Source organism: Neobacillus sp. NPDC097160 (assembly GCF_044762155.1).
In the GTDB taxonomy this organism is placed as follows: domain Bacteria; phylum Bacillota; class Bacilli; order Bacillales; family Cytobacillaceae; genus Neobacillus.
Genome location: NZ_JBIWDU010000007.1, coordinates 180860 through 203403 on the forward strand (window position 1 = coordinate 180860; position 22544 = coordinate 203403).

19 protein-coding genes and 1 pseudogene are annotated in these 22544 nt (G+C 40.3%); 1 reads left to right on the plus strand and 19 read right to left on the minus strand.

What is annotated here, in order from left to right:
* Nucleotides 1–62 precede the first annotated feature (62 nt).
* The 18 genes and pseudogenes from ACIQXV_RS12170 to ACIQXV_RS12255 form a co-directional block, all read right to left on the minus strand.
* A complete protein-coding gene (locus tag ACIQXV_RS12170; protein ID WP_402959099.1) occupies nucleotides 63–1229 on the minus strand; it encodes a saccharopine dehydrogenase family protein in 1167 nt (388 codons plus the stop codon).
* A 25-nt stretch (nucleotides 1230–1254) separates the two neighbouring features.
* Complete coding sequence (locus ACIQXV_RS12175; protein WP_402959101.1) at nucleotides 1255–1557, minus strand: hypothetical protein; 303 nt, start codon at nucleotides 1555–1557, stop codon at nucleotides 1255–1257.
* A gap of 46 nt (nucleotides 1558–1603) precedes the next feature.
* The gene (locus tag ACIQXV_RS12180) at nucleotides 1604–2029 is read right to left on the minus strand and encodes a Rieske (2Fe-2S) protein (protein WP_402959258.1); all 426 of its coding nucleotides are present in this window, start codon (nucleotides 2027–2029) and stop codon (nucleotides 1604–1606) included.
* Between the two features lie 28 nt (nucleotides 2030–2057).
* Nucleotides 2058–3185 (minus strand): amidohydrolase family protein, encoded by a 1128-nt coding sequence (locus tag ACIQXV_RS12185; protein ID WP_402959103.1) that lies wholly within the window; start codon nucleotides 3183–3185, stop codon nucleotides 2058–2060.
* A 280-nt stretch (nucleotides 3186–3465) separates the two neighbouring features.
* Nucleotides 3466–4947, minus strand: a complete 1482-nt coding sequence (locus tag ACIQXV_RS12190) for an aldehyde dehydrogenase family protein (protein WP_402959105.1) — start codon at nucleotides 4945–4947, stop codon at nucleotides 3466–3468.
* Nucleotides 4948–4973: 26 nt separating this feature from the next.
* Nucleotides 4974–6149 carry an LL-diaminopimelate aminotransferase gene (locus tag ACIQXV_RS12195; protein ID WP_402959107.1) on the minus strand — a complete coding sequence of 392 codons (1176 nt, stop codon included), beginning with the start codon at nucleotides 6147–6149 and terminating at the stop codon, nucleotides 4974–4976.
* A gap of 634 nt (nucleotides 6150–6783) precedes the next feature.
* Nucleotides 6784–7560 (minus strand): enoyl-CoA hydratase/isomerase family protein, encoded by a 777-nt coding sequence (locus ACIQXV_RS12200; RefSeq protein WP_402959109.1) that lies wholly within the window; start codon nucleotides 7558–7560, stop codon nucleotides 6784–6786.
* Between the two features lie 64 nt (nucleotides 7561–7624).
* Nucleotides 7625–8389: a 2,4-dienoyl-CoA reductase gene (gene fadH / locus ACIQXV_RS12205; RefSeq protein ID WP_402959111.1), complete on the minus strand. Its 765-nt coding sequence runs from the start codon at nucleotides 8387–8389 to the stop codon at nucleotides 7625–7627.
* A 7-nt stretch (nucleotides 8390–8396) separates the two neighbouring features.
* Nucleotides 8397–9744 (minus strand): annotated as a pseudogene (locus tag ACIQXV_RS12210) (acetyl-CoA carboxylase biotin carboxylase subunit).
* An 84-nt stretch (nucleotides 9745–9828) separates the two neighbouring features.
* Complete coding sequence (locus tag ACIQXV_RS12215; protein WP_402959113.1) at nucleotides 9829–10266, minus strand: MaoC/PaaZ C-terminal domain-containing protein; 438 nt, start codon at nucleotides 10264–10266, stop codon at nucleotides 9829–9831.
* A gap of 21 nt (nucleotides 10267–10287) precedes the next feature.
* Nucleotides 10288–11805 carry an o-succinylbenzoate--CoA ligase gene (menE, locus tag ACIQXV_RS12220; RefSeq protein WP_402959115.1) on the minus strand — a complete coding sequence of 506 codons (1518 nt, stop codon included), beginning with the start codon at nucleotides 11803–11805 and terminating at the stop codon, nucleotides 10288–10290.
* A gap of 36 nt (nucleotides 11806–11841) precedes the next feature.
* Nucleotides 11842–13377 (minus strand): acyl-CoA carboxylase subunit beta, encoded by a 1536-nt coding sequence (locus ACIQXV_RS12225; RefSeq protein ID WP_402959260.1) that lies wholly within the window; start codon nucleotides 13375–13377, stop codon nucleotides 11842–11844.
* Nucleotides 13378–13402: 25 nt separating this feature from the next.
* A complete protein-coding gene (locus tag ACIQXV_RS12230) occupies nucleotides 13403–14554 on the minus strand; it encodes an acyl-CoA dehydrogenase family protein (protein WP_402959117.1) in 1152 nt (383 codons plus the stop codon).
* A gap of 15 nt (nucleotides 14555–14569) precedes the next feature.
* Complete coding sequence (locus ACIQXV_RS12235) at nucleotides 14570–15718, minus strand: acyl-CoA dehydrogenase family protein (RefSeq protein WP_402959119.1); 1149 nt, start codon at nucleotides 15716–15718, stop codon at nucleotides 14570–14572.
* Between the two features lie 18 nt (nucleotides 15719–15736).
* Entirely contained in the window at nucleotides 15737–16072 is a 336-nt protein-coding gene (locus ACIQXV_RS12240) for an AtuA-related protein (protein WP_402959121.1), read from the minus strand.
* 3 nt (nucleotides 16073–16075) lie between these two features.
* Nucleotides 16076–17440, minus strand: a complete 1365-nt coding sequence (locus ACIQXV_RS12245; protein ID WP_402959122.1) for an acyclic terpene utilization AtuA family protein — start codon at nucleotides 17438–17440, stop codon at nucleotides 16076–16078.
* A 19-nt stretch (nucleotides 17441–17459) separates the two neighbouring features.
* Nucleotides 17460–17678, minus strand: coding sequence for an acetyl-CoA carboxylase biotin carboxyl carrier protein subunit (locus tag ACIQXV_RS12250; RefSeq protein ID WP_402959124.1), 219 nt, complete (start codon nucleotides 17676–17678; stop codon nucleotides 17460–17462).
* Nucleotides 17679–17695: 17 nt separating this feature from the next.
* Entirely contained in the window at nucleotides 17696–18481 is a 786-nt protein-coding gene (locus tag ACIQXV_RS12255) for an enoyl-CoA hydratase/isomerase family protein (protein ID WP_402959125.1), read from the minus strand.
* Between the two features lie 293 nt (nucleotides 18482–18774).
* Between ACIQXV_RS12255 and ACIQXV_RS12260 the strand changes: the two genes are divergently transcribed.
* Nucleotides 18775–20916, plus strand: a complete 2142-nt coding sequence (locus ACIQXV_RS12260; RefSeq protein ID WP_402959127.1) for a sigma 54-interacting transcriptional regulator — start codon at nucleotides 18775–18777, stop codon at nucleotides 20914–20916.
* 47 nt (nucleotides 20917–20963) lie between these two features.
* On the opposite strand, the gene ACIQXV_RS12265 is transcribed toward ACIQXV_RS12260, so the two are convergent.
* Nucleotides 20964–22532 (minus strand): class I adenylate-forming enzyme family protein, encoded by a 1569-nt coding sequence (locus ACIQXV_RS12265; RefSeq protein ID WP_402959129.1) that lies wholly within the window; start codon nucleotides 22530–22532, stop codon nucleotides 20964–20966.
* Nucleotides 22533–22544 lie beyond the last annotated feature (12 nt).

Consider the following 22544-nt stretch of genomic DNA (forward strand, 5'->3'; position numbering starts at 1 on the left):
AATAATTTATGTTAAATCATGTAATTATACGTATTAAAACAACTTTATATTTCGTTATATTTTTATAAAGCATGTTCAACCTTATTTGAATATACCTTCATTCCTCTTAAAGCTAATTCTTTAAAAAATGGCGAAGTTTCAATACATTTTTCTGGAGGATATACACCTTTACACTTTATTTGTCCCCTAGCAAGCATTTGAGCAACAATTGAAGGGGGTATAGATGTTTTCAATGCTCCTGCCGGAATGTTCCATTTCTTTTCGGTACCAACATAAACCTCGACCACAACTTTTTCATTCCGTCCATTTTTAGTACCCGTAACATCTACGCGGGTGACGCTGTATTGTTCTTTATCCACTTTTGGCTGATGTAGCTGATTAACAACCGATAATAACGCTTGCCTTGGCGATAATTGAATGCCTCCTATATTGATAGGTTCTTTACTGCCAAAACCAAGGCGAACTAGAAACTCCACTTTATCATGAAATTCCTTTGGTAGAGCGATACTGAATGTTGTATTCTTGCATCCAAGATCTTTAAAAGAATTGTAGAGAGTTACCGGTTCGGGATGTATCGTATATACTGGGTGGGTAAGGCCAATAGGCTCCTTAAACTCTACAGGTCTGGAAATGAGCGGATCAATTTTTGTGACAACACCGTCTTTTACGATGACCGGATTTAACGTATATTCATCAATTATGGTATCTAACATATACGGTGTAACTAACGGTGAAGTATATTCTGTAAAGTCCCGCATTGCTATTGTAATATCAATATTAGAAACTGTATCTAGCTGTTCTACCCCAGCCAATGCCATCATATTTGAAATTCCTGGTCCACTTCCCATCCCTAGGACAGCAGTGATTCCCTTTGCTTCAAATTCTGCTGCCAATTCCAGTTGTTCTTTTGTTTCTTTTGGCCAAGCTCCTAGGTCAACATAATTAACACCTGCTTTTAATGCTGCCCTGGTTACATTCGGGCATAGGAAAGCTGGTCCGCTATTAATAACAACGTCAAAATCTTTAATAATGTCAGCGGTTTCATTTTCATTGAGAACATTAATCTGCTTGGCTGTCAAACGTGGATCTCCAATTTGCTTAGCTCTTTCTTCAGCTTTTTCGAATAAAATGTCCGCAATCATAACCTTTTTGATTTCATCATTTTCAAGTAAATCATAGATTGTACCTAATGCTTGAATTCCTGCTCCACCAATAACGATTATTTTCATTTAGTATCCCTCTCTCAGTTACAGATTAAATAACTCTATTTTGAATATTTCCACTAAAAAACTGTACAAGATTATTAATTGATATTCTGAATATTTCTTCAGAAGCTTCAGGCGTATTAAAGGCTATATGAGGGCTAAGTACTACATTTGGGATTGACCATCCTAATAGGATTCCACCTGCATTTTTCACTCTTTTTATAAACTCTTCAGGTGTGTCCGGTTGCCCCTCATAAACCTGAAAGTCAGCAAATTGATTTAATTGACTCGTTAAATCCTCTGTAAGTAATTTCCTTAATTGAGGATCAGCATCAGGATAAACGATTAACACTCTTTTATCACCTCTCTTTTGCTTCTAAAAAATTTGGAAATATTATTTAACAAATATGGCTGCAATTAAAATCTATAATAGTTATATTTTGGGGTTCTCTTTTTAGGTAAAGGACAATATCTTGCTCTTCCTTTTTTACATCGAAGGTTAGAAGCGAAACTTGATTAGGTGAAAATAATGACTTTCCAGTTTTCAAATCAAATTCCCAACCATGTAATGGACATTTCAGAATTTCATTTTCTCGGCCGTATTTATATTCCTGAGGAGTAGATGTCACCATTGTTCCTGTAACAGGTCCGTAAATCATCGGAATACCTTGATGAGGGCATTCATTTCTAAAAGCAAAAATATAGTCATCCACATTCATTATGGCAATTTCTAATTGGTCTATTTTTACTAATTTTCTTTCTCCAGGTTGCAGTTGAATAGAAGGAAATAAAACAATTCGATTTTGAGATTGGGTTTTTTTCATTGTTTCCAATAAATATACCTCCTTAAATTTACAACCTAAAGGTGTCTACAGCATTCTGGTAAAATATCTTTCTTTTTAGCTCGTCTGGGAAGCGTAGAAATATTCTGTTTAGATTGTCTCCATCCCAATGAGGATAATCACTGCAAAATAATAACATTTCCTCAGCATTTATCATTTGAATCAACTCTAACAAATGGTTGGGTTTAAAAGGCTCTTCAATTGGCTGTGTACCTATACGGATATTTCTTCTGATATAATCACTAGGTGGCATTTTTAACCATGGTACGTCCTGTCTTAACCCTTTCCAATTTTTATCTAGTCTCCACATCAAGTGAGGCAGCCAAGCAAAACCATATTCTATAAAGGCAAACTTCAATTTTGGAAATCTTTCAAAAACACCTTCAAAAACCAAGCTCGGAATCTGTCTCATGGCAATAATAGGTAAAGTTGAGTGCCATTCAATATAAGTGGATTCCGGCCCAATCGCTTGGCCAGCAGAGTATTCTGATGTACCCTCTGCATCGGGATGAACTAGGATAGGAAGGCCGTATTCTTCCGCAATTTCGTAAATTGGCCAAAAATGTTTTTTTCCAAATGGAATGTTAATAACACGCAAGTTAATTCCTACAATACCAGGCTTTCTACCAATGCGTTGTATTTCTTTCACACTTTCATATGGATCTACTGGAGTAACTTCCATGGTCATTTTAAACCTTTGATCACTTTCCACCCATGTATCGTATAACCAATCATTGATAGCCCTAGTGTATTCTACTGCAAGATTAGTATTATGGTAGGCCGCCATTGTTCCATGGCCGATATTTAATATTCCGTAGGTATGGTTATAACGATCGAATAAGTCTTTTATTAGAAAATTAGGGTCCGTTCCAGGGATACTACCATCTTGAGGAATTGCATCCATTCGTAAAACATGCCCTGGATTTCCGTATCTACCCTTAGGAAATTCAAATCCGCCATTATTCTGGCTTTTTAAAAATTCACTTTTAAATTTCCCTATGTTGAGTTGTTTCTGACAGGATTCATCTAGATAAGGAACTAAATCATCAAGTGAAGACAAAAAGGGATGAACATCACAATCAATTAAACTTACAGAACTTTTCCTAATAGTGCTTTGTTTTTCTGTTACTAAATCCAATTAAATACCCCTCTTCCATTCAATTCTTCTTCAACTCTTTGGATAACAATCATTTTCGCTTACTACTGTAATTCCCGATTTGGTCTAACCATGGAATACCATTATTATATAACAACCCTATTTATTTAGTCAAAATATTTTTAATTTTTATATAATAATAATTAATTGATATTTTCGGAAAATACTAAATACAATGAAAAAAAGGAGTCTTAAATTTTAGACTCCTTTTTTTCATTGTATTTAAGGTACTATTTACTTTAAAAAATTTTAAGGCAAATTATTAATAATTATCAATCTGCGCCCGTTGTAACTTTCCACTAAAGTCAACATAGATTGATTTCCATTCTGTGTAGACATCAAGGGCAGCAACACCGGAGTCTCTGTGGCCATTGCCTGTGCCTTTTGTGCCGCCGAATGGCAGATGGATTTCTGCTCCGGAAGTACCGGCGTTAATATAAACAAGTCCAGTATCAAGATCTCTCATCGCTTTGAAAGCACGGTTAATATCAGCGGTATAAATCGCACTGGAAAGACCAAATTCGACATTGTTATTTACTTCTACCGCTTCTTCTAAACTATTAACAGAAATAATCGATACGACTGGACCAAAAATTTCTTCCTTGGCAATTCGCATGTCTGGTGTTACATCCGTAAAAATAGTAGGCAAGTAGAAGTTTCCGCTGTCTAATCCGTTTTCAGCTGCGACTTTCCCACCTGTTAGTAGCTTTGCACCCTCTTCTTGACCAATTTTTACATATTCGTCAATCCGTTCAAGTGAAGAACGATTAATAACAGGACCAACTACTACAGATTCATCCAAACCATTCCCCATCTTCATTTCACCGATGCGGGCAACTAGTTTCTCCGTAAGCGCTTCTTTAACCGACTCGTGGACAATGACGCGGCTAGTGGCCGTACATCGTTGACCGCTTGTTCCAAATGCTCCGAACAATATCCCATCTACAGCTAGGTCAAGATCAGCATCCTCCAATACGGTGATGGCATTCTTTCCGCCCATTTCCAAAGACGTTCTCTTTAATAAAGCGCCAGCACGGCCATTGATTGCAGCTCCTACTTCATTAGACCCAGTAAACGAAATTAAGTCAATACCTGGATGGTCAACCATTGCATTACCGACTTCACTTCCAGAACCGTTAACGAGATTGATTAAGCCTTTAGGAAGTCCAGCCTCTTCGTAGATTTTCACGAATTCCTCAGCAACCATTGGCGTTTCAGTCGCTGGTTTCCAGACAACCGCATTTCCCGTCACAAGGGCAGGAAGTGATTTCCAAGAAGCGATGGCAATCGGGAAATTCCAAGGTGTAATTAAACCTGCAACCCCGATTGGAACTCGGACAGTCATCGCAAATTTATTGCGAAGTTCTGATGGCACGGTGTCACCAAATTGACGACGTCCCTCTCCTGCCATATAAAATGCCATATCGATGGCTTCCTGAACTTCCCCTCTTCCTTCAGCGATCACTTTTCCCATTTCGCTTGTAAGAATTTGAGCAAGATGCTCTTTTCTTTCTTTTAATAGAAAGGCAACTTTATATAAAAACTCAGCACGTTCTGGGGCAGGTACTAAACGCCATGATTTTTGTGCATTTGTAGCAGCTTGAACCGCTCTGTCGACATCTTCCTTTGTAGATTGAGTTACCTCAGCTAAGACTTGACCGTTTGCCGGATTCAATACAGGGACAAATTTACCTGTTGAAGATTCACACCATTCACCGTTAATGTAGTTTAAGATTTTTTTCATAAATACCCCTCCAATTTTAATAAAATTTAACCGATTACAATTTTTAGATTTTGTTTGATTCTATTAACTGCTTCATACAATCTTTCATTTGGGACGGAAAGAGAAACACGGAAGTATCCCTCACCGGAAGGGCCAAAAGCATTGCCCGGGGTGATAATGACACCGGTTTGCTCCAATACATTAGTTACAAATTCAGCAGATGTATAGCCGCTTGGTACAGGTGACCAAATGAAGAAGCTTCCTTTAGGGGGTTCTACTTCTACGCCAATGGATTTAAGTCCATCAAGCATTGCCGTCATACGATCTTTATAAATTTGATTGTATTGTGTCACACAGCTTTGATCGCTGTTCAGCGCGTAAGCAGCTGCTCTTTGAATCGGAGTAAACTGGCCTGTATCAGTGTTGCTTTTTAATACTGAAAGCGCTTTAATAATTTCCCTATTACCTACCACATAGCCAATCCGAAACCCGGTCATGCTATACGTTTTTGAAAGCGAACCAAATTCAACGGCAATTTCTTTTGCCCCTTCTACTTGAAGAATGCTTGGGGCCTTATATGAATCGAAAGTAACCATGTTATAAGCAGAATCGTGGGCAATCGGGATCTTATGTTTTTCGGCAAAAGCAATCGCTCTTTTAAAAAAAGGCAGTTCGACAGTTGCTGAAGTCGGATTCCCTGGATAATTTAAAAACATCAGCTTTGAACGCTCAACAATTGCTTTCGGAATGGCCTCAAAGTCTGGCACAAAGTTGTTTTCCTTAGTTAATGGCATATGATGACACTGCCCGTTTGCAAGAAGGGTCGCCATCCGGTATACAGGATAACTAGGATCAGGAATTAATACGTAATCTCCTGGGTCAATAAGTGTTGGAACGATATGTGAAATCCCTTCTTTGGAACCGATTAATGCTAATACTTCGGTTTCAGGATCAAGAATAACCCCATACTCGCGGAAATAGAAATCGGCAACAGCCTGCTTAAATTCAGGACACCCGACAAAGCTTGGATACTTTAAATTCTTAGGGTCTTGAGCCTCTTCGGTTAATTTGTCTATAATATGTTTTGGTGTAGGAAGATCTGGGTCGCCAATCCCTAAATCAATAATATCTACTCCTGCCTTTATCATTTCGGCCTTCTTCTTATTGATTTCTGCGAATAAATAGGGGGGAATTTGACCTATTCTATTCGATGGAAAATTCACATGCTCACCGCCTCTATTTTTCAAGATTAGATTAGATTCAGAAAATTCAATTTCCATATATTAAATTTATCGGTTTTTCTCCTTTTTCACTATGGTTGATTTATACAAAAATTAAGGCTATTTTCGAACACAATCCGTACGATTTTTACAAAAACGGGGGGGGTGCAAGCTTTTACGATAACAATTGAAGGTTATTTGATCGTATTTCTATTTAAGAGGGGAACGTAAGATTGTTTAGTCCTTCATTTCCAGTGAACCTACTATGACCTCTGCTGACTTCTCACGATTAATCTTGTTTCAACCGAGTATATTTTACTCGTCCGTGAGGCCTCCCCGGGTAAGTGTGATAACCTTCTTCTCATGTAACTGCTATATTTACTGTATGGGATTCGGGCAGTATTGGACTTTATCTTGTCATGCAGATTCGTCCGTCCCAAATCAGCCTTGTATATAGTTTCTGTTCGTCAATTCAAGAATTTGCCTCCTCCTTCCTTCAGATTCCTCTCAGAAGGCCTTGCCTTTAGCTAACTGTTCCTACTGCCAAGCCTATAGTGGACTTTCACCATCATGTTATCGCCCATGCCGGGCGCACATAAAAACAGGAACCATTACCTAATGGATCCTGTTTTTATCCCTATTTCCCAATAAAGTTCGGTGACCGCTTTTCAGCAAATGCCCGGATGCCTTCACGAGAATCCTCGCTTTTAAATGCCTCTTCTGAATAGCTCCACTCCTCTCGAAAGGCAATATCCATTGGCAAATTCAGTAATCGCAGAACGGCTTTTTTAGTACTTTGAACAGCAATTGGACCATTACTACATATAATATCAGCCGTCCGTTCAACTTCCACTAACAACCGGTCCTTCGGTACAACTTTATTAATAAGACCAATTTCTTTCGCTTCTTGAGCGGTAATCTGTTCTCCTGTCAGCAAAATCTCCATAGCTCGGCAATATGGAATCTGTCTGACTAGTCTTACAAGTGAGCCAGCCGCCGCCATGATGGACCATTTTGGTTCAGGTAGACCGAATCGTGCATCCTCCACCGCAATCCGAATATCGGTTGCCTCCAATATTTCCATTCCTCCTGCAAGGCAAAACCCATTCACTGCCGCAATAATCGGTTTCCAGACAGGAGTATTTTTCAGCACGGCTGAATCCGTTTTCTCCGGATCAATTTTCCCCTCCATGATTAATGGAATCGTTTCCTTCAAATCCGCACCAGAACAGAATGCTTTTTCACCCGTTCCAGTCAGAATGATGACCCGGATATCTTTGTCATGCTGTGCCTTCAGAAAATAACTGCCTATCATTTCAAAGCCTTCCGGTGTCATTGCATTCATTGCCTGTGGACGATTAAATATAATATACGCCTTTTGTCCTTCCTTTTTATATAAAACAGGTGGTTCCATCTAATCATCCTCCTGATTTCTTCATTTTTCTTGCATAGTTACCTTTATCATTTCGAATTCATTTTTAAAAATGAGTATGTTTCAACCACTGGCCGCCGTCCATTGTGACACAGTCACCATTAATGTATTCAGCTTCAGGTGATAAAAGGAAAGCAGCTAGGCTGGCGATTTCTTCCGGGCGGCCTACCCTTCCTAATGGAACGCTTGCAATTGCCCTCTGTAATCCATCTTCAGATCCGAATAGCCGCTCTGCTCCCCCCGTATTTTCGATAGGTCCCGGGGCAATAGCATTTGCACGGATACCATATTTCTCCCCCCATTCAACAGCCAAGGTCCTTGTCATTGTCAATACTCCAGATTTTGCACTAGCAGAATGAACCACACCTGCAGCTGCTCCCCAAGCATAGGTGGCTACAATATTGAGAATACTTCCTTTTGTTTGCGTCTGAATCCAGTGTTTTCCAACCGTCTGACTACAATACCATGTTCCGTTTAAAACAATATCTATTACGGCCTTCCAGCCATTAAGTGTTAGGTCCTCAGCATGGCAAATAAAATTCCCCGCTGCATTATTAATGAGATGATCAATCCTGCCAAATGTTTTAACCGTTTCATCGACCATATATTGGACTTTTTCTGGGTCGCGGACGTCCATTTGAATAGGTAAAACTTTTCCTCCATATTTCTCAAGGCTTTGTTTTGTTTCTTCAAGTTTATCGACATTTCTTCCAGTGATAACAACATTAGCCCCTTTTTTGACAAAGTTCTCTGCCATTGCTTTTCCAATCCCACTAGAACCACCTGAAATAATGATGACTTGGCCCTTCATACTTTTCTCACCCTTTTTTATTTTGAATATATTCTTCGACAAAGTTTGTTGTCGTGTTTCCTTCCTCAAATGCAGGATGGCTGACAACCTCTTTCAGCATTGGTAGTTCGTCTTAATTCCTTCAACCGTAAACCCATCAAGAGCACTCCTTAAGGATTGAATGGCCTCTACCCGATTTGCCCCTTTTACAATTAGCTTTGCAATCATTGCATCATAAAAAGGGGTTACCTTTGATTGCCCATGAATAGCTAATTCATTGCGAATATTTTCTCCCAAAGGAACGGTCAATTTCGTAATTTGCCCTGGAGCAGGGAAGAATGTTATTGGATCCTCGGCATATATTCGTACTTCAATGGCATGCCCCTCTTTTTAACATCTGATTGAGTAATATCAAGCGGTTCACCCGCGGCAATACGAAGCTGCCATTCTACTAAATCGAGCCCGGTAATTTCTTCTGTCACCGGATGCTTAACTTGCAGTCTTGTGTTCATCTCTAAAAAATAAAAATTTTTCTCCCCGTCCACAAGGAATTCAATTGTTCCCGCATTTGTATATCCGAGTGAATTTACTGCTTTCACTGCCGCTTCTCCCATTTTTCTGCGCGTTTCTTGAATGAGAAATGGTGAAGGTGCCTCCTCTACTACTTTTTGCTGGCGGCGTTGAATCGAACATTCCCGTTCCCATAAATAAAGGGCAGTACCTTGGGAATCAGCCAAAACTTGAATTTCAATATGTCTTGGATTTGCAACGTACTTTTCAACATACATTGCACCATCACCAAAGTAGTCAGAGGCACGTTTTTGATTTCCAGAGAATGCTTTTTTTAACTCAATCTCATTTTGTGCAATCTGCATTCCAATTCCGCCACCGCCAGCGGAAGCTTTTAACATGACCTGATAGCCAATTTTACTCGCAACTATTTAGGCTTCTTCGGCATCCTGAAGTGGGTAGGCAATCCCAGGAACGACAGGGAGTCCGGCTTCCTCCATCATTTTCCTTGCTTCAATTTTGCTCCCCATCTTGGAAATGACATCTGGTGACGGGCCAATGAATACAATGCCGGCACCCTCACACCTTGTAGCAAATCCAGCATTTTCTGATAATAATCCATACCCGGGATGGATGGCTTCTGCTCCGGATTGTTTTGCCACCTTGATGATTCTGTCAATATTTAAATAGCTCTCATTTACTCTTGCTCCCCCTACAGGATAGGCTTCGTTCGCCAAACGGACATGTGGGGCATCCGTGTCGGCTTCAGAATAAATAGCAACTGTCTCAATCCCTAATTTTTTACAGGTTTGAATGACCCGTACTGCAATTTCACCACGATTAGCAATTAGTACTTTCGTAAACAAAAGTGATTCCCTCCTCTAAAAATTTTATCGGTTGAGAATAAAACAAAATGGAGGGGCATGTTTCGGTCATACCCCCTAATACGCTTATTGATTTTCTTTTTTGATTAATGCTTTGGAAATTCCAACGATACACGCTTCACCTGTTTGTTTGAACACAGATTGTTTTACCGTTACTATGCCAGTACCATTCCCTTTATCAGTAAGATCGATGACTTCAAGCTCGACATGGATAGTATCGTTAATGAATACCGGATGGATAAACCGTAGCTTATCAATTCCATAATTCGCCACCACTATGTCCGGATCCATTTTTGTAAGACCAACTGCATAAGAAAGAACTAGCATCCCATGGGCAATTCTTTGCTTAAAAAAAGATTTCTTTGCGTATTCTATGTCTGTATGGAGCGGGTAAAAGTCTCCTGTTAGGGAAGAAAACATGACCAGATCCGTCCCCGTAATCGTCCGCCCTCTCGATTTCCATTTTTCGCCAACTTCAAAATTTTCAAAGTACTTATCGTACATCTAAATCACCCTCTCTTCCACTCAAACTTTTTGTCTTAAGACCGTTTTTAAAATTTTCCCAGTTGCATTGCGCGGCAAAGCCTCGACAATTTCAACCTGCTTTGGAATTTTAAAGCGAGCAATTTTTCCATTAAGAAATGTTTCAATATCCTGCACGGACAACTGCTGGCTATTGTTTTTTAAAGAAACGATTGCCTTAATCGACTCACCCCACTTTTCATCTGGGCACCCGATGACAGCGGCCTCTCTTATATTGGGATGGCGGAATAAAAGCTGCTCGATTTCAATGGGATAAACATTCTCACCGCCAGTAATGATCATATCCTTCTTACGATCAACAATGTAAATAAAGCCTTCATCATCGAATTTCGCCAAGTCACCTGTATAGAACCAGCCATTTTTTATGGCCTCGCTTGTTGCTTTAGGTTTATTCCAGTAGCCCACCATCACGTTCGGACCATTGACAATGAGTTCACCCACTTCCCCTGAAGGCACATCCCGGTCTAAAGGATCAACAATACGGACACTTGTGTGGATTGGTGCTTTTCCGACAGATCCATTTTTACGAAGGGTATTTTCCCTGTCGAGGATACAAACAAATGGAGCCGTTTCCGTTAGGCCGAAACCTTCATAAAACGGAATCTCCCGCTTTTGAAAAAATTCAATCACAGTAATCGGACATGGTGCCCCGCCGGAAACAGCCAATTGGAGTGAAGAAATATCATAAGCCCCAAAATTTTCGACGGTTGTTAATGCTTGCCACATGGCTGGAACCAGGAATAGGCTTGTTATTCTCTCATCATGGATTTTTTGCATGACTCGATTTGGATCAAATTGATCATCCAAATAAATCGTGCCGCCAATATAAAGTAACGGTGTTGTCATAACACTCATGCCGCCGATATGGAAAAGCGGAGCAACTGTTAAGGTGCTGTCACTATAATTAAATGGAATCGCATTAATAAAATTAATCGCATTCCACAGTGTATTTCCGTGGGTTAACATCGCTCCTTTTGGTCTGCCAGTTGTACCGGATGTGTACATCATCAGATGAATATCATCAAGAAAAATATCAAATTCAGGTTCTACATTATTAGCTTCGGCAATTAAATCCTCATAGACAGAATCCTCTTTATGGGGGTCACTGCCAACGTGGATGTATTCTTGTAAACTTGAATTTTGAGTCCGCAATTGATCGACCAACGATTTCATCCTGCCATCATAAATAAGGTGATAGCCTCTTGAATCATTTACAATATAGTGAACTTCATCCACGCTTAAACGGAAATTGATAGGGACAAAGATGGCACCGATTTTCGCACAGGCAAACATCGATTCCAGCATTTCATTCGTATTCAATAAAAGTGCATTGACGCGGTCGCCTTTTCGTACTCCCAAAGAAAGAAGAGCATTTGCAAAACGATTTACCCGTTCATTTAATTCCGCATAGGTAAATCTTTTTTCATTATAAACAACAGCAAGTCTCTCAGGCAGTGATTCACTGTGCTTAACAAGCCAGTTTCCAATTCCTTTGACCATATCTCTATCAACTCCCAATTGAAATCTTCTAATCTACTAACTTAAAATGGTAGAATGCTTCTTTGCTGGAAGTGGAAAATCTTTGTTTTCGAATGTCTCGTATCTACGGATTAATTCTTTCCGCAATTCACTTGGGATGACCAAATCATCGACAACAAGCTCTCCTGACAATTTGACAATGTCATATCCGGCACGATATTCGTCACGCAGCTCCTGTACCAATGCAGCCCTTTCTTGCGGATCTGTTACTGCCTTGATTTTATTGTAATAAACAGCATTGACGGCTGCTTCAGGCCCCATGATGGCAATTTCAGCAGATGGGAGTGCAATTGTTGTATCCGGTTCATATGCCGGACCTGCCATTGCATAAATGCCTGCTCCATAGGCTTTCCGAACGATGACACACATTTTCGGAACATTTGCCGTTGAACTGGCATAAATGAAATTTCTACCTTTTCGTAAGATACCTTCTTGCTCCACTTTCGTGCCAACCATGAATCCTGGAGTATCACATAAATAGAGAAGTGGAATATTGTAGGCATCACACGTCCAAACAAATTTTGCCCCTTTATCCGATGATTCTGGGAAAATGGCTCCGCCTTTTTGCATCGGCTGGTTTGCAACGATTCCGACTGTCTTCCCGTTCAATCTAGCAAAACCTGTTACTAGTTCTTTCGCATAATTCGCTTTTACTTCTAGGAAACTATTGCCATCGACAATGGCTTCAATTAATTTTCGGACATCATAAGCACGATTAGGCTCCATCGGTATAATGTTATCTATTTCCTGTGGATTACGGGTCGGTTCAATCACTGGAAAGCTAGGTGGCTTTACTTCAAAATGATCTGGCAGATAACTAAGTAGTTTTTTCACCATTCCGGCTGCTTCTTCTTCTGATTTGACAATAAAATCAGCTGAGCCGCTCTTTGTGTTATGCATTGTCGCGCCGCCAAGTTCCTCAATGTCAACCTTTTGCCCTGTTGCCATTTGGACCATTCTTGGTGAGGCAATCGCCATACCCGATGTCTTATCTACCATTATCACAAAGTCAGAAAATACAGGCATATAGGCAGTTCCGGCAAAACATGGTCCATAAAGGACAGCGATTTGTGGGACACGCCCTGAAAGCATACTGTGGTTGTACCAAATCTTCCCTGCAGAATATTTTTCAACATGGTACCCGCCAGCTTCATCAATCCGGCCGCCCGAAGAATCAATCATGTAGACAATCGGACGGCGCCCACGGATGGCTGATTCTTGAATCCTCAATATTTTTTCGCCATGGTATTTTCCAATAGACCCTGCTTTGACCGTATAATCGCTGGCCATAAAAAAAATCAAGCGGTCCTCTATTTTTCCTGTTCCGGTTATCACTCCGTCTGCAGGCAGTTTTTCTTTATTCGCATTGGCAAAAAGGCCTGTTTCATAATAGGGCCGTTCATCGTCAAAATACAGTTTCAATCGATCACGGACAAATAATTTCCCCAATTTCTTAATTTTGTCATGATCGGGTCCACCCTTATAAATTCGTTCTCTTTCAGAGAGCAATTTTTGTTCCCGTTCCAAAGTGATTCACCATCCCTTTCTATTTTTTAAGCTACGAAAGAATTCCCAGTTGCTTTGTCAAAATATCGTTCATGATTTGTGTAGTCCCGCCTCCAATGGTTTGAATACGGGCATCCCGCCAGATCCGCTGGATTGGGTATTCCATCATATAGCCATTCCCGCCATGTATTTGTAGAGCCTGATCGGCCACTCGATTAACCATTTCCGTTGCATACACTTTTGCCATCGTTGCTTCCGTCACACAGTTCTCACCCTTGTTGTACAGGTAAAGTGCACGATATGTGATATTTCTTGCTTTTTCAATATCAACCGCCATGTCGACCAGTTTATGGCGAATCACTTGGAACTCTGATAATGGCTGTTTAAACTGAATTCTTTCTTTACTGTATTTTACGGCCAGTTCTAATGCTTTTTCTGCTGCTCCAATACAGCCCAAAGCCATTATTAATCGTTCATATTGAAAATTCTTCATGATATAAAGGAAGCCCTCATTTTCATTGCCAATTAAGTTTTCGACTGGCACTTTTACATTGTCAAAGAAGATTTCACCGGTGTCGGAAGATCGCCAGCCTAATTTTTTCAACTTTTTCCCCACTGAATAACCTGGTGAATTTGTTTCAACAATAAATAAGCTTACATTGCGATGAATGGGTTCCTCTTTTGTTTTAGCCGCTACAATCGCATAATCAGCATTGACTCCATTTGTGATAAACGTTTTGGAGCCATTTAAGATGTAATAATCCCCTTCTCTTATAGCTGTAGTTTTAAGACCAGATACATCTGACCCACCGCTTGGCTCTGTAATAGCAAGCGCTGCAATTACCTCTCCTTTGATCCCCGGAACTAAGTATTTTTGTTTTTGCTCTTGATTTCCATATTTCCAAATATTCGTCATGGCAATCGATGTATGGGCTCCAATTGCAGATTGCACTCCACCGGCACCGCATCTCGAGAATTCCTCTGTGAACACGGCTTCCATAATCAAATCAAGCCCGAGACCACTGTACTCTTCAGGAAATTTAATCCCTAAATATCCCAATTCTCCCATTCGTTTATATAAAGTTCTTGGCGTTTCACCGTCTTTTTCCCATTGCTCTATATTTGGAAGTACTTCTTTCTCCATAAAAGCCCTTATACTTTTTCGAAACATTTCATGTTCTTCCGTAAATATCCAGTGTGGCACGAATATCCCTCCTTTTTACAAGCCAATCTGCTTTGCAATAATCTCTTTCATGATTTCATCAGTACCGCCGCCAATTCTTGCAAGACGGCTATCCCTCCATGCACGTTCAATTGGATATTCGGTCATATATCCATTGCCGCCAAAAATTTGCAGTGCTCGGTCCGCCACCCAATGACCCATTTGCGCGGCAGCCAATTTTGTCATCGAAATTTCTTTTGAAGGAACTTCCCCCTTTGAGAATCTGAAGGCAGTCGCATAGGTTAATTCCCTGCAAACCTCGATTTGGGTCTTCATTTCAGCTAACATGTGAGCAATCACTTGAAAATTGCCAATCGGCTGTTGAAAAGCTTCCCTAGTTTTCGCATAGTTTAATGCCAGTTCATACTGACGGTCGGCACTTCCAATCGCACCAGCTGCTCCAATCATTCTTTCCCCTTGAAGCTGCCACATGATTTGATAAAATCCCTTGCCCTCTTCACCTAAGAGGTTTTCATGCGGAACACGAACATGATCAAAAATAAGCTCGGCAGTATCGGAAGAACGCATTCCGACTTTATCTAGCTTTTTCCCGACCGAAAAGCCCGGACGATTTGTTTCGACAAGGAAAAGACTGATTCCTTTTGGACCAGGGTCGTCAGAGGTTCTAGTCACCAAGGTCACAAAATCCGCCCTCGTTCCATTTGTAATAAACGTTTTTGTCCCGTTAATGACCCATTCGTCTCCAACACGATTTGCCCTTGTTTGAATGCCCATCACATCTGACCCATTGTTTGGTTCGGAAATGCCAATCGCAGCAATCTTTTCCCCTTTTAATGCAGGTTTTAAGAAACGCTCATGCTGTTCCTTTGTCCCAAACTTATAGACAGGGGGTGTTGCCATATCTGTTTGGACAGCAATGGCCATCGGTAAACCCCCACAGCCGCATTTATTCAGTTCTTCAGCTAGAACAAGACCGGAAAAATAATCTCCGCCTTGACCCCCCACGGACTCTGGATAATGTAAACCTAGAAGCCCAAGTTCGCCCATTCTGGTAAAAACGGAGCGAGGAAATACCCCTTGCTCTTCCCATTCATCAACATAAGGGGCAATCTCCTTTTCTACAAACCTTCGGATCATGTTCCGAAGCTGATCATGTTCTTCTGTAAAATACGGTTCATACGGCATTCCATGCTCACCTCATTTTTAAACTTTTAATAATTTTTCGTCTATTTCGATTTCCATTCGAAGCATATTGGCACCATAACATTTTCCTAGATTATCGAGCCTTAGACTAGCAGAGCCGCCTCCCTCTAATGCCTCCCGGCAAACAAAGTTTAACCCATGGATATGCGGCAATTCGTATCGAATGACTTCCCCTTTTACCAGCCCAGCAAAATGTTCTTTTACCCTTTCAGCTGTTAATTGATTTAAAAAAGTTTCATAGATTGCTTGATTTGGAGCGAATACCCCAACATTAACTGTGTTCCCTTTATCGCCGGATCGTGTTTGAGCAATATCCTTTAACTGTACAATAGCCATTCATTACACCTCCACGACTTCGACTTTTACTAGATATTCAACTTCTTCCCGAGGGATCAGCGTGGACCACATCCCTATTAATGATCTTGGGGCAGCATTACCGGTAAATCCGCTCATGGACGGTGGACCATTTAAAGCGATTGGAGGAAAAAGCCGGCTAAACTTGGCTGCTTCTTGCTTTGTTTCCGCTCGAACAATCATTCGTAAGAAGACCTCATTTAATTCACTTCGATTGTCATGGGCGAGAGGCCCGCTTAAAGCGTTGTACCCCATAAAATCTGTTCTGATTTCCTGATAGTTCAAGCCCATCCGTTCCACCTGGCTCCTAATAATTTCATCGACTTTCTTGGCTTTCAACATCGCATCAGGCCATGAAAAGCCGACGATGACCTGGCCTGCATAGCCATTTTCATAGCCCATGACCACTTTTAATGAATCCGTCCTAGGCTTTCCATTTACTCCTGTTACCTTCACTTGATTATCTCCGACATTTTTCAGTGTTACATTTGTTAAATCGACGATAACATCTGGTGTAATATAGGCCGAGGGGTCATGGATCTCATAAAGCATTTGTTCCTTAACGGTATCAACCGTTACTAATCCGCCCCGATCTTCTACCTTACTAATGATAAATTCGCCATTTTCTGAAACCTCGGCAATCGGATAGCCCATGCGGTCAAACCCTTCAATTTCCCACCAGTTTCCGCTAAAATTTCCACCCGTTGATTGGGCTGAACACTCTAGAAGATGCCCCATAAAGACGCCACTCGCCAATTTATCCCAATCGTTTTGACTCCAGCCATATTCATAAATCAACGGTGCCAAAAACTGGGCAGTATCTGTCGTTCTTCCTGTAACAACAATATCTGCACCTGCCTCCAATGCCTTAACAATTGGCTCTGCCCCGATATAGGCGTTAGCAAATTCGAGTTTTTCTTTGATTGTGTCTATCGGGTTCCCTGTTTCTAAATGATTTAGCGGATAACCTTTATCAAGAAACTCTGGGATTCTGTCTAAAATATTGTCACCTGTGACGACCGCAACCTTTAAACCGCTGATGCCTGAATCCCTTGCCACACGAAGGATTTCCTGTTGTGCGCCAACTGGATTTATTCCGCCGCCATTTGTTAACAGCTTGATTCCTTTTTCTTTTACATAAGGCAGCAAGGCCTTCATTTGCTGCGGGATATCCTTTGTGAAACCGGCATTTTCATTTTTCCGTTTATCCTTCACCAAGATGGCCATGGTTAGTTCTGCTAATGCATCGAAACAAAGGTATTGAACATCACCATATTCAGCAGTTGCAACGGCAGCATCGATGGTGTCACCATAAAACCCCTGGGCAGCGCCAATTCTTACTTTTTTCATTTTCCATGCCCTCCCGCTATTATTTGTTACTAATTTTCACCAGACAGTCGCCTTCCTGAACAAACTCTCCCTCTGCCGTGTTAATAGCGGCTACCACTCCACTATGTGTTGCTTCAATCGGGATTTCCATTTTCATAGATTCCAAAATAATTAATACATCGCCTTCCTTCACCACATCATTTTCCTTTACCTCAATTTTCCACACGCTTCCAGCCATATTTGATAAAATTTCTACCATTTTCATCACTCCTTCTTTTATTTTCCACTCCATGTAGGCTGCCGCTTTTCAAGAAAAGCAGTGGCCCCTTCTTTTAAATCTTCACTCATAAACGACACAAGTCTTAATGTTGTTAAATAATCAAAAGATTTCTGCATATCCATCTGTTCTGTATTGAAAAAGGCATCCAAACTTAACCTGACGGCTAATGGACTGAAGCTGGCAACTTGCTGGGCTAGTTTCATCGTTTCTGCCTCAAGCTCATCGGGGCTGACAACTCGATGGACCAAGTTAATCTCTTTTGCCTGTTCTGCTGATAAAATTTCGGCCGTAAGCATCATTTCCATCATTTTTCTTTCTCCTACAGCACGCCGAACCCAAGGCATAATCACAAAGGGAACAAGTCCGAGCCTAAGCTCCGTTAAGCCTAACTTTGCTGTTGTGGAGGCGATGGCAAGATGACACATGGCGACAAGCCCCGTACCCCCTCCTAATGCTGGACCATTTACACTTGCAATGAGCGGAGTTTTCACTTCAGCACCCAGCTTAAATAGTTCTGTACTCTCCAGCCCCTCTCCATAAAGTTCAGGAGCCGTTTTTTCGAGATTCTTTTTGAATTCATTTAGATTTCCACCGGCCGAAAAGGATTTTCCAGCCCCAGTAAGAATGATAGCCCTAATATTGGAATCTTGATCTGCTTTCCTGATAGCATAGACTAGTTCTTGAGTTGATTTTTCTGTTAAGGGATTTCTCATTTCAGGTAAATTCAACGTTATTTTGGCAACGTTCTCAAATTCCTCGAAGATTAATGTTTCATAGACCATACTTACACCTCTTACCTTGTATTAGCATAAACTCACTATCTATTTATCTTGCAATTAATATGCCAATTTATAAAAAACTCACTAATGAATCTTTTCATCTAATCTGTTCCAATCTTGTATTTTATTCAAAGTTTTTGACAAATCATAGAAAGTATTTGAGTTGTGTACGTTTGCGTACAAAAGTGAACAGGTGTTAAAAGAAGTTTACAACCTGCATTTGTATTCAAATCATATTGCCGTTATAATTGTTATGAATAATAATAATTTTCAGACTACTAGGGATGTGATAATTTTTGAAGGTTAGCAGTTTTACCACCATCAATTTTGTCAATTTATCGCTTGATAGTACGATTCGTGAAGCCATTTCAGCATTTCTTCATCATCGGGTGGATATCGGCTGTGTCACCAATGGCAAAGATTTACTTGGCATTATCCATAAAAATTCTATTTACCGCGCATTGCTAAAAAATTTCCCACTTGATTCACCTATTCGACCACTTATTAAAAAAAACATTGTCACGATTCAAAAAGACCAATCTTTAATTGATGCAAGAGATATTATGATGAAGGGAAATGTCAGCCAGGCAGTAGTACTTGATGAACATCAGATGGTATATGGCATCATGTCGAAGTCAGATTTGGTAACTTCCAATATGACTGTATTAGAAGACACATTAAACCGATTGAAGTCTCTAGTTGAGAATCTTCAAGATGCTGTCATTTCAGTCGATTCAAATTTAAAAATTACGACGTATAACCAAGTTGCCCTTAATCTTCTGCGGCTTCATGGCAAGTCATTACTACATTCACCAATCGATCGATTTCTTCCCAATTTTAGAAGATGGTTAATTGAAACGATGAAGACCGGGGAAATTCAGAATGCCAAAAGAATTTGTTTTGAAGAACTGTCTGTCATCGCTTCTTTTATCCCAATCAGTGAAATGAATAAGGTTACAGGAGCAATGGTTGTATTACGGGACGTCACCTCCTATGAAGTCATTGCGAATGAATTAGAAACGACCAATCGTTTAAAGAAAATTCTAGACAGTGCACTCGAACTCGCCTATGACGGGGTGGCTGTTACAGATCAAAACGGCCGTATAACGATGAGCAATCAAGGATTCATGGAACTCTTTTCCATTGATCACCAAAACGAAATCCTTGGCACCCCCATTTCAAAAATTGCCCCACAGATTCCTTCACAGCTCAGTCTAAAGTTTGATAAAAAAATTGATGGGGAACTCATTCAAATTAACAATCGAAAATGTATTGTTGCGCAAATGCCCATTTATCAAGATGGTCAAAAGCTAGGAGCCATTTTTAAAATCATCTTTAGGCAGTTGGATTCCTGGAAGGACATCCTCGTACATATGGAAAAGCTGGAAAGCGAGATTTCTTATTACCGCGGCGAATTATCCCGAATTTCCAAAGATAAGAACCCTTTTGCTCATGTCGTTTCTCAGAACTCACAAATGGAAAAATTTAAACATGATGCTGTCATTGCTGCCAATTCTTTCTCCAATGTCTTGATTACAGGTGAAAGTGGGACTGGAAAGGAATTGATTGCAGAAGGCATTCATACCTTTTCGGGTCGAAAAGGAACCTTTATCAAGGTTAATTGCGGAGCCATCCCTGAAGAATTATTGGAATCTGAATTTTTTGGTTATGCAGATGGCGCTTTTACCGGGGCGAAAAAAGGAGGTAAGCCGGGTAAATTTGAATTAGCCGACAATGGAACCCTATTTCTAGATGAAATTGGCGATATGCCTCCATCCTTACAGGTAAAATTGCTCCGAGTACTACAAGAACAAGAGTTTGAAAGAATTGGTGCAACTAAAACAACAAAGGTAAACGTCCGAATCATTTCGGCAACGAATAAGGACTTGAGCGAGCTTGTCAAACAGGGAAAATTCAGGGAAGATCTCTTTTATCGAATCCATGTGATCCAATTACACATACCGCCATTGCGTGATCGGTTAGACGATATTCCCTTATTGTGTAAACATTTCATCAATAAGATTAATAGTAAAACAAACAAGAATATTCTTGGTATTTCCAATGAAGTAATAAAGATTTTTCAAAAGTACCATTGGCCTGGTAATATTAGACAATTGGAAAATGTTTTGGAACGAGCCTTTCATTTTAGTACAAGTAATTGGATTGAATTGGAACATCTTCCTATTGAATTCAATTTACTGAATGAACCCTCTTCTCCTTCACAAATATCTAAAAAAACAAAATCCGATTTCACCATAGACCGGAAACAATCGATGAACCAGACCGAGAAAGAGATTATTTTACAAGCCTTAAAGCAATGTAATGGAAACCGCACAAAAGCGGCAGAAACTTTAGGTATCAGCAGGACGACACTGTATCAAAAAATGAAAAAATTTCATATTATTGAGGATTTTGCTTTTAAGATCACGCCCACATAAGTGAAACAACCATATGGCAACAATCCATATGGTTGTTTCTAGTTTATTTATTGCAACTGCTTCATGTACCCCTGTTTCAATACAGACTTTTGTATCTTACCCGCTGGTGTTTGGGGTAACTGCTTGACAAAGGTAATCTGCCTTGGGACTTTATAATCAGCCAAATGTTGTCGACAGTATGATTTTAATTCCTCTTCCGAAATGGACACACCATCTTTCGGGATAATATAATATAAGCCGACTTCACCAAGAAACGGATCTGGGACTCCGATTCCTGCTGCAAAGGAAACATTTGAATGGGACATAAGAATGTTTTCTACCTCAACGGGATATACATTATATCCACCTTGAATATACATCTCCTTCTTCCGCCCTTTTAAATAGACATATCCCTCATGATCTAGATAGCCCATGTCACCAGTATAGAGCCAGCCATCCTCCGAAAATGCTAATCTCGATTCTTCTTCAAGCCCGTAGTACCCTTTTGCTCGGCAATTTCCCTTTACCGCTAGTTCTCCCACCTCACCGTATGGAACCGTCTTCCGCCCGCTATCGACAATCTTAATCTTGAAATCTCCAATTGGCACCCCAATGCTTTCCTGGACCTTTTCAAGAGAATCAGTCAATTTTGTCAGAATACAAGCACCGGATGATTCACTTAGGCCGTATAAATTAATGATTTTGGCATTTTGGAAGCGTGATAGAATGATTTCACATTGGGTTGGATCAACATTCGATCCACCGGCAACGCAAATTTTTATCGAACTCAGGTCATATTGATCAATTTTCTTATGATTAAATAGCATGAGGAACATAGTAGGAACCCCTGCAAAAATCGTTGGTTTGACTTGGTGTATCACTTCGAGCACATTTTCTGGAATAAACTCGGGAATCAATACAATACTTCCAAAACACAACAAAAAGGCATGAACGGTACAGGTAATTCCGCCAACATGATTGAGCGGCAAATTTCCAACAGTGGAATCGGTTTCTTTAAGGGATAAGTGATTTGCCTGTGCTTTGGCAGACTCTAATATACTTCGGTTTGTAATCATTGTCCCCTTGGGTCTTCCAGTTGTCCCCGATGTGTAAATTACAATAACGGGATCATCTTCTTTAACAGCCTCTTTACATTCCTCCAGCCCAATTCTATCGATTGGACGATTTAATAATTGCTTAAACGATAAACTCCCGGCAAAACCAGATTCTATGAAAATATACTTTTCTACAAATGGCATTTTTTCTTGAAAGCTTTCAAAAAATCGGGCAAAATCAAACCCATTATGCTCTGAGATGGATACAATCCCTTTTGCTTTTGAATTGTTCAACATATATTCTAATTCTGCCTCACGATAGCGAACATTTAATGCTACCACACCTAGTCCTATTTTTGCGGCTGCGAAATATGTGTACAGCCATTCAAATTGATTTAACGCCAGTACTGCAATCGTTTCCCCTTTTTTAAAACCCTCCTGCAGCAATGCCGAAGCTAACACATCCGTCCTATCTTCTAGTTCCCTAAATGTGATGCTTTGTCCATTGCAGATCAAAAATGGCTTATTCGGATACTTAGCTGCGGCATTTGCCAATACTTTATGCACGATCCAATCTTGCAAAACCGACACCTC